General features: G+C 72.7%; 11 protein-coding genes. 3 read left to right on the forward strand and 8 right to left on the reverse strand.

Annotation, left to right across the window (positions count from 1 at the left end):
• Positions 1-157: 157 nt before the first annotated feature.
• Together IO36_RS42080 and IO36_RS42085 are read right to left on the reverse strand one after the other, a co-directional pair.
• Positions 158-940 (reverse strand): DUF1684 domain-containing protein, encoded by a 783-nt coding sequence (locus tag IO36_RS42080; RefSeq protein ID WP_037628574.1) that lies wholly within the window; start codon positions 938-940, stop codon positions 158-160.
• A 250-nt stretch (positions 941-1,190) separates the two neighbouring features.
• Complete coding sequence (locus IO36_RS42085; RefSeq protein WP_078943790.1) at positions 1,191-2,492, reverse strand: DUF5685 family protein; 1,302 nt, start codon at positions 2,490-2,492, stop codon at positions 1,191-1,193.
• Positions 2,493-2,781: 289 nt separating this feature from the next.
• On the opposite strand from IO36_RS42085, the gene IO36_RS42090 reads away from it, so the two are divergent.
• Positions 2,782-3,219 carry a cell division protein SepF gene (locus IO36_RS42090; protein WP_037628578.1) on the forward strand — a complete coding sequence of 146 codons (438 nt, stop codon included), beginning with the start codon at positions 2,782-2,784 and terminating at the stop codon, positions 3,217-3,219.
• Between the two features lie 50 nt (positions 3,220-3,269).
• Here the strand turns inward: IO36_RS42090 and IO36_RS42095 are convergent, their stop codons facing one another.
• Positions 3,270-4,460, reverse strand: coding sequence for an acyl-CoA dehydrogenase family protein (locus tag IO36_RS42095; protein ID WP_037628580.1), 1,191 nt, complete (start codon positions 4,458-4,460; stop codon positions 3,270-3,272).
• A gap of 143 nt (positions 4,461-4,603) precedes the next feature.
• Positions 4,604-6,547, reverse strand: a complete 1,944-nt coding sequence (locus tag IO36_RS42100) for an MFS transporter (protein WP_078943791.1) — start codon at positions 6,545-6,547, stop codon at positions 4,604-4,606.
• Between the two features lie 256 nt (positions 6,548-6,803).
• Between IO36_RS42100 and IO36_RS42105 the strand changes: the two genes are divergently transcribed.
• On the forward strand, positions 6,804-7,982 hold the full coding sequence (locus IO36_RS42105; protein WP_037628582.1) for a glycosyltransferase family 39 protein: 1,179 nt from the start codon (positions 6,804-6,806) through the stop codon (positions 7,980-7,982).
• Positions 7,983-8,233: 251 nt separating this feature from the next.
• Positions 8,234-9,271 (forward strand): phosphatase PAP2 family protein, encoded by a 1,038-nt coding sequence (locus IO36_RS42110; RefSeq protein WP_037628583.1) that lies wholly within the window; start codon positions 8,234-8,236, stop codon positions 9,269-9,271.
• A gap of 101 nt (positions 9,272-9,372) precedes the next feature.
• Here IO36_RS42110 and IO36_RS42115 read toward each other — a convergent pair whose 3' ends face one another.
• The 4 genes from IO36_RS42115 to IO36_RS42130 form a co-directional block, all read right to left on the reverse strand.
• Complete coding sequence (locus IO36_RS42115; protein WP_037628585.1) at positions 9,373-9,588, reverse strand: I78 family peptidase inhibitor; 216 nt, start codon at positions 9,586-9,588, stop codon at positions 9,373-9,375.
• Between the two features lie 368 nt (positions 9,589-9,956).
• Entirely contained in the window at positions 9,957-10,988 is a 1,032-nt protein-coding gene (locus IO36_RS42120) for a helix-turn-helix transcriptional regulator (protein ID WP_037628587.1), read from the reverse strand.
• A gap of 149 nt (positions 10,989-11,137) precedes the next feature.
• A complete protein-coding gene (locus IO36_RS42125) occupies positions 11,138-12,415 on the reverse strand; it encodes an ABC transporter substrate-binding protein (protein ID WP_037628589.1) in 1,278 nt (425 codons plus the stop codon).
• 6 nt (positions 12,416-12,421) lie between these two features.
• Positions 12,422-12,985, reverse strand: coding sequence for an MTB12 C-terminal domain-containing protein (locus tag IO36_RS42130; RefSeq protein WP_037628686.1), 564 nt, complete (start codon positions 12,983-12,985; stop codon positions 12,422-12,424).
• Between the last annotated feature and the right edge of the window lie 6 nt (positions 12,986-12,991).

Consider the following 12,991-nt stretch of genomic DNA (forward strand, 5'->3'; position numbering starts at 1 on the left):
GACAAGCGCTGAGGGGGAGTATTCGGCGGCGCGGCCGACAGGCGCAAGGGCGCCTTTCGGCCGTGCAGCCTTCAACTTGCCCTCATATGGGGGAGGTTGATCATCGGACCACTGGAGGTGTCAGGTTCCCCCCGTGTCCCCGGGCGTCCCCGGAGCCTCAGCGCAACCGGCGTTCCCCCGCGGCGACGGCCACACGGAGAACATTCCCTGGGGGCGGGAACGGGCAGACGAAATGATCGGCGAACGCGCACGGCGGCAGCACGGTCCGGTTGAAGTCGACCGTCGTTCGGCCCTCGGCGTCGGGCGCCGGCGGACGCAGGAACCGGAAGCGGTAACTGCCGTCCCCGCTGGTGGTGTCGGCGAACACGGCCCACAGCGAGCCGTCGCTCTCGACCGACACCTGGAGGGTGAGGTCCTGTCCGTCCAGGGTGAAGGCGAGGACTCCGCCGAGGGGGAGCCCCCGGGTCACCCCGTCGGCGTTCTCGACCCGCACGGTCCGGCTCTCGCCGTACGGGGTGAACCGTCCGGGCACCGACCAGCGCTCGTCGTGGGGGGTCGCCTCGATGCCCGCGAAGGACTGCCGGGCGGGCGCCTCGGGGTCGTAGCGGCGGACGCCCCAGATCCCCTCGCGCACCAGGACGACGAACCGGCGGTCCCCGCGCCCGACCCGGGCACCGTCGGCCCCTCCGTAGTCGGCGTCCAGCACGACGTCGCCGGTGAACGGCTCGCCGTCGACCGTGAGCCCCTCCTCGGCCACCGCCGTCAGGGCCACCCCGTCGCCCTTGACGGCCCATTGCCCGGGGATGTCCGGAAGTCGCCCTTCCGGATAGTCCTCGAGCCAGTGGGTCCCGGTGAGGGCGAGCGGGCCGTACGGCGCGGACACCGCCGCCAGGCGGTGCTCCTGCCAGTGCTTCCAGTCCTCGGATGCGTCCGTCGTCATGTGATCAACCCTGGCACACGGGCCCGGCGCGGCCGGGCTGCGAACACCGCGTGGTGCCCGCCACTTCGGCACGGAACGCACACGTCACCACGAGCCCGGCCCGGCACCCACGCGCCACTGCGACTCGGCGATGCACCCACACGCGCCACTGCGGCCGGCTGGACACCCACGCGTCACCACGGCTCGGCCCGGCGAGGCACACCGCCTCAGCGCGGCGCGTCGTCCCGCGCCGAGCCGCCCTGACGTGTCCTCACAAACCGCAGTCGCAGCACGAGCAGCACTCACAGCATTCGCAGCACTGGCAGGCCTCGCAGCAACTGCAGTCACAGTCGCAGTCGCTCAGGCATCCTTCGCGCTTCTTGCGCGACCACGGACCCTCGTACTCGTCGGCGCAGCACATCTTGCAGGTGCAGCACAGGCCGATGGCGGCGGCGCAGCCGGCCCAGAAGCCGCGCTTGCCGGGGGTGGGGGGCGTAAAGGACGGCCCGCCGCCGAAGGGGTTGCCGCCGTCGCCGTATGGATTCCCGCCGCCGGTGTACGGGTTCCCGCCCTGCTGGGGCGGCGGCCCGAAGGAGCCCTCGGGTCCGAGCAGGACGGCGGAGCCCGGCAGGCCGAGGAGACCGCCGGAGCCGGGGGCGTCGAGGGAGCCGTGCGATCCGTGTGTCCCGTGCGCTCCGTCCGCCGGGTGCCCGCATCCCGACGTCCCGAACGCGCGGTCCACCGAGCGGCCCAGTTCGTGGACGAGCAGGACGTGCGCCAGTCTGCCGTCGGTGAACTCGGCCTCCCGCAGGGCGAGCCGTATGCCGTGCACCGCGTCGTCGGCGAGCCGCCGGGCCTCGGTGAGCGGGGTCCCGGTGGCCGTGAGGGGGTTCCAGGCTCCCGCCGCGGCGTCGGCTTCCCGGTCCTCCACGGCGTCCAGCAGATGTGCGAGCCGTCCGAAGAGACGTCCGGCCTCGGCCAGCGGGGCCGCGTTGCCGGGACGGCCGGCGAGGACGGCGGTGTGCGCGAAGGCGGCGGCGGTGGCGGTCTCGGTGGGTTCCGTCACCGTCAGCAACGAGGTCCCCGGGCCGGCCAGCGCCTCGATCCCGACCTGGCGGTCCACCGCGTCGACGAGCACGGCCGTGTCGAAGCCGACCGCGGATCCCGTACGGGCCCCCGCCTTCCCCCAGCTCACGGCCACCCTGCGCGCGGCGAGCGCGACCGGCTTGCGGGCCAGGAGACCGTCCCCGTCGGCGACATGGTCGCGGACCTTGGCCGAGGCGAGGACCAGCGAGACGGCGGCGGCGAGGCGCGCGCCCTCGCCCTGGGCCACGGAGGCGGTGCGCATGCCGCGCAGCGGACAGGGTCCGGCGGTGCGCCGCCACCCCGTCGCCTTCTCGGCCTGAGCCTCCGTCAGAACCGATATCAGCAGGCCGTCGTAGTTGGTGACAACCCGCGCGAACTGGCCATGGTCCCCGCGCAGCGCGAGGCAGAGACCGCACAGATGCGCCATCCACTGCGTCTTGAGCCCCTCACCGAGACGGTGGCTGCAGGGCCTCACGATTCCGAACACGACACTCCCCCGTGACCCGTAAGACGTTGAGGTCCGGATCGTATCGACCCCTTCCGTTCACCCGTACGCCCCGGCCGTCACCCGGTCGCCGCGAGAAATCATATTTCACTCTCAGTCAGCAGCCTTACCCCGTACGACCCTTGGGGGGCGCGGGCTCTCGACGGATCCGCTGTGCACCAGTACCGTCACGAAACCCCCACGCGGCGTCTATCCACTTGGCGCGACATCCGCATCATGGACGACCATGGGGACGCGGAAGCACGAAAGACCGCTGTGAGAGGAGGCGTCCATGGGATCGGTGCGCAAGGCGAGTGCCTGGCTTGGCCTCGTCGACGACAACGATGACGAGCGTTACTACGACGACGACTACGCCGAGGGTCAGGACTCCGGCGACGCCTGGGTCACCGACCCTCGCGTGAAGGTTGCTTCCGAGACGGCGGAGGAGAAGGGCCGCCGGATCGGCACGGTCACCCCGGACAGCTTCCGGGACGCACGCGGTATCGGCGAACTCTTCCGGGACGGCGTCCCGGTCATCATCAACCTCACGTCCATGGAGGCCGCCGACGCCAAGCGCGTGGTGGACTTCGCGGCCGGCCTGACCTTCGGCCTGCGCGGCACCATCGAGCGGGTGGCGACCCGGGTCTTCCTGCTGACCCCGGCGCACACGGAGATCGTCAGCGGCGAGGCCGCGGGCCGTCAGACGGACGGGTTCTTCAACCAGAGCTGAGGCAGGGCCGCTCACCGGCCCTGCCCCGCCGGGTCTCCCTCACGGGCGCTTCACCGGAAGGCGTCGAGCCCGGTGAGCGCCTTGCCCAGCACGAGCTGGTGCATCTCGACGGTGCCCTCGTAAGTGAGCACCGACTCCAGGTTCGTGGCGTGCCGCATCACGGGGTACTCCAGTGAGATCCCGTTGGCACCGAGGATCGTGCGCGAGGTACGGCAGATCTCGATGGCCTCGCGTACGTTGTTGAGCTTGCCGAAGCTGATCTGCTCGGGACGCAGGCGTCCCGCGTCCATGCGGCGGCCCAGGTGGTGGGCGAGCAGGATCCCCTTGTGCAGTTCGACGGCCATGTCGGCGAGTTTGGCCTGGGTGAGCTGGAAGCCGCCGATGGGGCGCCCGAACTGTTCACGCGTCCTCGCGTAGGCGAGGGCGGACTCGAAACTGGACCGTGCCGCGCCCATGGCGCCCCACACGATCCCGTAGCGCGCGTGGGAGAGACAGCCGAGCGGGCCCTTGAGGCCGACGACGTCGGGCAGGACGGCGTCGGCCGGCAGCCGCACGTCGTCGAGGACGAGCTCGCTGGTCACGCTCGCGCGCAGGGACCACTTGTGCTTGATCTCGGGGGCGGAGAACCCGGGCACGTCGGTGGGCACGACGAAGCCGCGGATGCCGTCGTCGGTCCCCGCCCAGACGACGGCGACACCGGCGACGGAGCCGTTGGTGATCCACATCTTGCGGCCGTTCAGGACCCAGTCGCCGCCGTCGCGCTTGGCGTGCGTGCGCATCGAGGCGGGGTCGGAGCCGTGGTCGGGCTCGGTCAGTCCGAAGCAGCCGATGATCTCACCGGCGGCCATGCCCGGCAGCCAGGTCTGCTTCTGCTCCTCGCTGCCGAACCGGTGGATGGCGTACATGGCCAGCGAGCCCTGCACCGAGACGAGCGAGCGGATGCCGGAGTCGGCCGCTTCGAGCTCCAGGCAGGCCAGGCCGTACTGCACGGAGCTGGCCCCGGCGCAGCCGTACCCCTGGAGCGACATGCCGAGGGCGCCGATTCCGCCGAGCTCCCGGGCCAGTTCCCGGATGACGGGCAGTTCGCCCTTCTCGTACCAGTCGGCGACGTACGGCAGGACGCGGTCGGCGGCCCAGGTGCGCACGGTGTCGCGGACGGCGAGGTCCTCCGCGTCCAGCAGGTCGTCGATCCCGAGCGGGTCGGCGGGGTCGAAGGACGGCAGCTTCGAGGACGCGGACATACGACAGCCTCCGGAAGGGGTGATAACTAGCACTGCTAGTCACGGATCTCGGCCCGACGTTACGACGCAGTGTCCCGCAAGTCCAGGGCACTTCCGCACGCCGCCCGGGCTCCGGGCCGCGACACGCCCTAGGCGGAGACGCCCTAGGCGGAGACGCGGGCCTCGGCGGTCCCGGGCATCTCCCGGGGAGCCGGGATGCCGGAGGGCTCCCCCGCCGGGACCGGGACCCCGGTGACGTCCACCGGGGCGACCGGCGCCGGGACCCGGGCGCCGACGGCACCCGTGCCGGGAGCGGTGAAATCCGCCGCGCGGGCCGCGGCGGCGGCGAGACCGGTCGCGCCCGTGGCGGGAGCGGCCTGGCGGGCGGTGCGGGTCGTCACGGCGGAAAAGCCCGTCGCACCCGTCGCTGGAGCGCTCGGGTCGGCCACGCGGGTCGCCGGGGCGGCGGAACCGGTCACACCCGTCGCGGGAGCGGCCGGAGCAACCGATGGCGTGGTCGTGCGGGTCGTCGTGGCCGTGGGGTCGGTGGCGGGGGATGCCGCGGGGGTCCCGCACTCCATGATCCGGGGCAGCCGCAGTGCCATCAGGGCGCCCACCAGCAGCAGGCCGGCGCTGACCAGCAGCGTCACGTGCAGTCCGTGCACGAAGGAGTCCCGGGCGGCGTGCCGCAGGGCGCCGCCGGACGCGCCGCCGAGCCGGTCGGCGACCTGGTACGCCTCGCCGAGCGAGTGCCCGGCCGCCGCCGAGTCGGCCGCCGGGACCCCGGGGACGGACGACAGGCCGGGCGCGTACGCCGCGTTCATCACGCTGCCCAGCAGCGCTATGCCTATCCCCGCGCCCAGCTGGTACGAGGTCTCGCCGATCGCCGCGGCACCGCCCGACTGCGCCTGCGGGGCCTCGCTCAACATCGACTCGTACGCCCCGAAGAGCGTGGTCTCCAGGCCGAAGCCGAGCAGCACGAAGCCGGCGAGCAGCAGGGCCGCGTTGTCGTGCCCGCCCATCGCGGTGAGCGTGACCACGGCGGCCGCGGTGAGACAGAACCCGAAGGAGACCATCGTGCGCGGCCCGAACCGGCGCAGCAGCTTCGCCCCCGCGAGACCGGCGGCCATCGCGGCGACGGTGAGCGGCAGCAGCCGCAGCCCGGTCTGGAGCGGCGACAGGCCGAGCACGAGCTGGAGGTACTGGGCGGCGATCAGTTCGAGGCCCACCAGGGCGAGCATGGCGAGGACGATGCAGCCCACCGACGTGCTGAAGGCGGGCCCAGCGAACATGCGCAGGTCGATCAGGGGGTGCGCGCGCCGCCGCTGCCGCCGGACGAAGGCCGTCATCAGGACGCCGCCGACGAGCAGGGAGCCCAGGGTGAGGGGGCTGAGCGGCGCCTCGCCGCCGCCGAGCCGCTTGACCCCGAGGACGAGTCCGAACAGGCCGGCGGCGGCCATGAGCGCGCCCACCACGTCCCAGGGGCCGTCGCGGTCGCCGTGGGACTCGGGCAGCAGCAGCCGTCCGACCGGCAGGGCGACGATCATCAGCGGGATGTTGACGAGGAAGACCGATCCCCACCAGAAGTGTTCGAGGAGGAAGCCGCCGAGCAGCGGTCCGACCGCCGCGCCGACGGCCGCGACGGCGCTCCAGACACCGATCGCGAGGGCCCGCTCGCGCCGGTCGGGGAAAACCTCGCGCAGGATCGACAGCGTGGCGGGCATGATCATCGCGCCGCCGACGCCGAGCAGGGCGCGGGCGCCGATCAGGAGCTGGGCGTTGCCGGAGAAGGCCGCGATGCCGGAGGCGACGCCGAAGAGGGTGTACCCGAGGAGGAGGACGCGCCGACGGCCGATCCGGTCGCCGAGCGTGCCGAACAGGATGAGCAGCGAGGCGCAGACGAGCGGGTAGACGTCGACGATCCAGAGCAGTTCCATCGCGCCGGGCTTCAGGTCCTCGGTGACCGCGGGCACCGCGACGTGGAGCACGGTGGCGTCGAGGGCGACCAGCAGCAGGCTGACGCACAGAACGACGAGGACGACCCAGCGGTTGGCACCGGCTCCGGCCTCCCGACGGCGTCGCATCGCGGCCGTGGTCGTCCCGGACATGTACGTACCTCCAGAGATTCCCTCGCGTTCTGCGGATCCGCAGGGTGGGGACTCCCTGGGGCTGCGGCCCTGGGAGGGGGATCCCGGGCCCACGCAGCAAAGGCGAGTGAGCGGCCAGCGTACGCGAGTTCTCGGCCGGTACACGTGGCGGACCTCTCACGTTCGCCGACCAGGCATGTGGCGTACGCCACGCCGCCCGCATGTCGACACGCCCCGCGCGACCGGCCGGTTCCGCCGTCTGCCGATAATCGAGCCCGTGACCGATCCGGAGAGTCCCGCCGTGACGCCCCCCGCGGGCGCCCTGCGCCGAGCCGCGCCCGCCCTGATGGGGTACGCGGCCGTGCGCGCCCTGGGCCTCGCCGTCCTCGCGGTCTGGAGCGCGGCCGAGGGCACGAGCGCGCACCGGCTGCTGTCGGAGCGCTGGGACTCGCTCTGGTACACCAGGGTCGCCGCTCTCGGCTACGGCTACGAGGTCCGCCTTCCGAACGGGGACGTGCACTCGAATCTCGCGTTCTTCCCCCTGCTGCCCTGGCTGGAGCGGTTCGGGCACGCGGTGTCACCGCTGTCGTACGCGGACGCCGGTCTGCTGGTGGCCGCCCTCGCCTCGCTCGCCGCCGCCTGGGGGATCTTCGCGGTCGCCGATCTCGTCCACGGCCGCCGGGCGGGGGTGTGCGCGGTGCTGGTGTGGGCGGTCCTTCCCGTCGGCGTCGTGCAGTCGATGGCGTACAGCGAGTCACTGTTCACGGCGCTCGCCGCGTGGTCGCTGTACGCGGTGCTGCGGGACCGCTGGCTGACCGCGGGTCTGCTCGCCGTGTTCGCCGGGCTGACGCGGCCGGTGGGGATCGCCGTGGTCGCGGCCCTGTGGGTGGCGGCGATTACGTCGTTCGTGGGAGAGCGCCGGCACGGCGGGAGCACGGCCGGGACGTACGGCGCATATGCCTGGCGACGCGCCCTCGCCATGATCATCGCGCCGCTCGGTGCCGCCGGTTACGTGCTGTGGGTCGGGCATCGAACAGGCCGGGGCCCGTTCGGCTACCTCGACGTCCAGGCGGGCTGGCGCAACGGCTTCGACGGCGGCTACGCCTTCGGTCGCTTCGTGGCCGAGAAGTTCACCTCGTTCCCGTCCGCCCTGGCCGGTGCGGCGCTGACGGCCGGGGTCGTGCTGATCCTGTGGCTCTACGTGACGGGTGTGCGCCAGGGGCAGCCGCCGGCGCTCCTGGTCTACACGGGGATCGTCGTCGCGCTCGCGCTGTGCGCGTCGAGCTACTTCGGGTCGAAGCCGCGGCTGCTGATGCCCGCCTTCCCGCTCCTGTTCCCGCTCGCCCGCGCTCTGGCCCGGCTGCGTCCCTCCAGGTCAGCACTGGTCCTCGGGGGTGTCGCGGCGGCCTCGGCGGTGTACGGGGCCTTCTGGCTGAACGGCTCCGGACCTCCCTGAGCGGCCCTCCGGCGCCCCGCGCGGGCCGGGTGAGCGGGCGAAGAATTCCACACCACCCCCCGGTGAACGAATATAAAAGTGCCATAAACTCGAAGCCCCTCGGAGATCAATGGAATTGAAGGCTCCGTCGTCCCGGGATTAGCGATTCATTAGAAATAAGCATGATCCTGAGAGGAATCCCACATCACATCGTCATCACAAACCGAGTGAATCGGCCTGGAACGCAGCTCACTCGCTGTAACGTCGATTGAGTGCGTACCGAACGAAACCTCACCCGTCTGGACCGGGTCTTCGCCCGGCTGGACCGTGAGCCGGAACGACCGGCCCACATCGATGTGCCGAAGATGAGTCGGCACAGGGTCGTCCTCTTCGCGGCGACCCTGGCCTTCTATCTGGCGATCGTGTGGGCCGTGGCGATCACGTCGTGGCTGGTCCGGTTCGACTGGCAGGTCATGTTCTTCCGGCCCTACCAGCAGTGGCCGGAGATCCACGCGTTCCTGGACTACTACGTGGTGCTGGGCCAGCGCGGCCCCACCGCGGTGATGGTCGCCGCGTGGCTGGGCTGGCGCTCCTGGCGGCAGCACACGCTGCGCCCGCTGCTCACCCTGGGCGCGTCCCTGCTGCTCCTCAACCTCACCGTGGGGGCCGCGAAGCTCGGCATGGGCCGTCTCGGCCCGCACTACGCCATCACCATCGGCTCGAACGAGATGGGCCTGGGCGGGGATATATTTCCGTCCGGCCACACCGCCAACGCCGTCGTGACCTGGGGAATCCTGGCCTATCTGGCGTCGACCCCGAGGGCCAGGCGCTGGCTCTCGGCGCTGTCCGCCGTGACCTCGCTGGGCGTCGGCCTCACCACCGTGTACCTGGGGACGCACTGGCTGAGCGATGTCCTGCTGGGCTGGGCCGCGGGCCTGCTGATCCTGCTGGCGCTGCCCTGGTGCGAGCCGCTGATCGCCCGCTCCGAGGCCGGGATCTTCGCGCTGCGCGACCTGTGGCGCACCCGTCGCGGCCGCACCGCGCCCGCTCCCGTGCCGGTCCCCGCCGCGGTCCTGTCCCCGCGGGCCGCCGCGGACGGCGAGCTGCCGGCCCGGGAGCCCGTCGCCGTCCGGCCGTCCCGGCCCCCCGTCCACCTGGCGCCGGGCCCGCACACCGCCCGCTCGGAGCGCACCCCGGTGACCCCGGCGGGCAGCCGCCGCCCGCCGCACCCGGAGCGGCCGGCGCACCTGGACCGTCCGGCGCGCGCCGGGGCCGGTGCCACGTCGGCCCGCCCGCTGACCGGCGGCTGAGAACCGCGGGGCCGGTACGCACAGCCTCTCCCCGCACCGCGAAGGCCCCCGGCTCGACGAGCCGGGGGCCTTCGCACGTCCTCGGGGCGGACGACCGGTGTTCAGCCCTTCCAGGAGCGCGTCACCGTACCGTCCGTGACCTCGAAGTTCAGCCGCCCCACCAGATACTCCATGGTGACGATCGCGCCGGGCGGCAGCGAGCGGACCGTGGACCAGCCGCGCTCGCGCGCCCGCTCCCGGGCGACGCTCACCTCCAGGCCGACATAGCTCTCCGGACTGTCCTGCGGCTCTGCGTTCGGGGAGGGAAAGGGTGCCATGGCCGCCACGTTAGGCGGCACGCCCCGGCGGGGGGAAGCCCGATCGGCGACGAAGCGTCACCTGTCCCCCGTCGGTCACGCTTCTGTCACAGGATCACGACATGCGTTTCGGCGAACTCCATCACCCGTACGAGCGGCCGCTTACGCGTTCCGCACCCCTTCGAACGTAATTCGGAGCAGTCGCGCGAGCACTCCGAATAGGCGCGCGATATCCGCGGAGCGGAGCGCCGCCGGGCAGCCCCGCGGCGCTTTTCCATTCCGGCCCGCGCCGATTCCGCCGCGGGCCGCGGAACCTGACGGCGCATAGGAAATACACGCTTCGGCCACACAACCCCCGCACGGCCGGACGGCGGCTCCGGGGACGTCGGCTAAGGCACTCCGGCCCCGACGGACGACTCCCCCGGACCCGGCCCGGCGGCGCCCGGCGCCCCCTGTTCCGAGCGCTCCAGCACCCGGGACAACCGGTCCCGGTGGGCCCTGATCACGTCGCCGAGCCCGGCGGGCTCCAGGACCTCGAACTCGAAGCCCATCATCATCACGTGGACGACCATGACGTCGAGGCTCGCCGCCCCGGTGCGCAGGACACAGCTGTCCTCGCCCGAGGCCTCCAGGGTCCCGGCGGACGGGGAGATCCGCGCCGCGGCCTCCTCCAGCGGCACCAGCAGCCGGACGACGGCGTTCGTGGCGTACGCGCCGGTGGACACACCCCGGGAGACGTACTCGGCCAGGTTCTCGTCCGGTGGCGTACGCGGGGTGAAGCGCGGCCCGTGCGGCGGCCGGGGCGTCACGCGGTCCACGCGGAACGTGCGCCAGTCCTCGCGCTCCACGTCCCAGGCGACCAGGTACCAGCGGCGCTCGGTGCACACCAGCCGGTACGGCTCGACGGTCCGCCGGGTGGCGGCCCCCGTGTGGTCGCGGTACTCGAAGCGCAGCCGCTCGCTGTCACGGCAGGCGTTGGCCAGTTCGGTGAGGACGGCAGGGTCGACGGCGGAGGGCCCCGCGCCGCGCAGCATCGGCACCGTGAAGGCGTTCAGCGCGCCGACCCTGCGCCGCAGCCGGTTCGGCAGCACCTGCTCCAGTTTCGCGAGCGCGCGCACCGAGGACTCGCCGATGCCCTCGATGCCCTGCCCGGCCGCCGTGCGCAGCCCCACGGCCACCGCGACGGCCTCGTCGTCGTCCAGGAGCAGCGGCGGCAGTTCGGCCCCCGCGCCGAGCTGGTAGCCGCCGCCCGTGCCCGGGGTGGCGTTGACGGGATACCCCAGCTCGCGCAGCCGCTCCACGTCACGGCGGACGGTGCGCGCGGTGACGCCGAGGCGCCCCGCGAGGTCCGCGCCCGACCATTCGCGGTGGGCCTGCAGCAGTGAGAGCAGGCGCAGCAGCCGTGCCGATGTCTCCAACATGCCGCCGAGTCTGCCAGCGCTCGCGGACAGCCACTGTCCGCGAGTACGGGGCTTTCTCAGGGCTGGTGGGGGATCTGCGGTAGGCGCTCAAGGCCGGTAGGGGGTCTGCGGCATGTGCTCACGGCCGATAGAGGGTCTGCGGCAGGTCCTCAGGGCCGGTAGGGGATCTGCGGCACGTCGAAACAGTTCGTGTTCATGTCGCCCTGGGTGACCCAGCCGCTGCCGTCCCGCCAGCGGGCCACCGACAGACAGGTCCGGCGCGTCTTCGGCGGCTCGGCCAGCCGCTCGTAGACGACGGGGATCAGCAGCCCGCCCGCGGTGTAGGGCCTGCCCCGGTTCATGAAGGCGTCGACGCAGGCCCGGGTGATGTGCGGGGCGCAGGACTGCGCCGCGTCGGTGAACCACCGTGCCGCCGCCCAGCCCTCCAGCTGCCACTGGGAGTGGGTGGCCAGCCCCGCGGTCGCGTCGCGGAACTCCCGGACGGCAGGGTCGCCGACGTCCTCGTAGTTGCGGCTCGACCCCGTGGCCCACAGCGCGTTGCGGCAGCGCGGCGCGCTCTTGTAGTCCTCGGGCACGGTGGACGTCCAGTTCTGGACGTTGGTCACCTTGGCCAGCACGTGGGCGCCGACGGCGTCCATGGCCTGGCAGAGCTGGGCGTTGCCGTGGGTGTCGAGGGCGTCGAAGACGAGCTGGGCGCCCTGGGCCTTCAGGTCGGCCGCGGCGGCGCGGAAGTCGGGCAGCGCGAAGTCGACCTGTTCGGCGACGACCCGGTAGCCCTCGGCCCTGAGCCCCTGGGTGACGAGCCGGGCGTAGGCGGCGGAGGCGGACTGGTTGTAGGAGACGACGGCGGCGGTGCGGGCTCCGTGAACGCGCTTGAAGTAGCGGTAGACCTCGGTGCCGCCGTACAGCTCGCCGTTCCAGCCGGGGGTGCCCTCGCGCGGGGCCAGGCTGCCGTAGATCCCGTACAGGTGCGGATAGGTGTCGTAGGCGGCGCCGATGGGCTGGCCGCCGATGTCGGGCACGCCCGCCCGGGACACCTGGGGGGCGCCGGCGTAGTCGAGGGAGGTCGTGGCGACGAGGGCGACGACCTTGTCCTCGTCGATCAGCCGGTGCACGCAGGCGCTGTTGCCGACGCCGCTGCCGCCGTCGTCGCACGTGCGCACCTCGACCCGCCGCCCGTCGATGCCGCCCCGGGCGTCGAGCCGGTCGAAGAAGGTCTTCGCGCCGTCACGCGGTCCGGTGAAGGCGGAGGCGCCGACGGGACTGGTGGCGCTGCTGATGACGCCGACGCGGATCGGCGCGGCGGACGCCCCGGGCGTGGGCGTGCCGGGGTTCTCGAAGTCGCTCTCGGGGAGCCGGCTGCCGCAGGCCGTGCCGAGCAGGAGCAGCAGGCCCGCGACGGCGGCGCCGGCAGCGGTGCGCCGCACCGCCGCTCAGCAGCCCGGGACGGCGCTCGCCGAGGCGTTGCCGCTCAGCTGGACCAGGGCGCAGAGCGTGTTCACGGAGACCTTCCAGGTGCCGTTCTGCTGGACGGCGGTGCCGGAGGCGTTCGGCAGGGCGGTCGCGCCCTTCACGGTCAGCGTGTAGGTCACGTCCGCCTGGGTCGGCGAGGTGAACTCGATCTTCTCCACGGTGGCCTTCGCCTCCCGGCCGCGCTGGTCGCCGTTGAAGCCCTGGAGCACCGGGGCCAGCTGGTCGCCGTTCTCGAGCAGGGCCTGCTTCTCCTGCGTGGAGACGGAGGGGTCGAAGAACTTCTCCCAGTTCTGCTTGATCTCCTTCTGGGCCGCCGCCGGGTCGGCCGGAGCCGTGGCGGACGGCACACTGGTGGTGTGTTCCGCCGAAGGTGTGGGCGACGCGGAACCGCCGCCGCCGTTGTCACTGCACGCCGTGAGGGCCGCGGCGAGGACGAGCACCGCCCCCGCCGCCAGGGCCCTGACGTGTCCCCGCCCGCGATCGCCGCTGACGTTCCCCCGCCTGAGGTCGCTCCCGAGAACCATCTGGCT

Source organism: Streptomyces aureus (assembly GCF_000725495.1).
In the GTDB taxonomy this organism is placed as follows: Bacteria; Actinomycetota; Actinomycetes; order Streptomycetales; family Streptomycetaceae; genus Streptomyces; species Streptomyces aureus_B.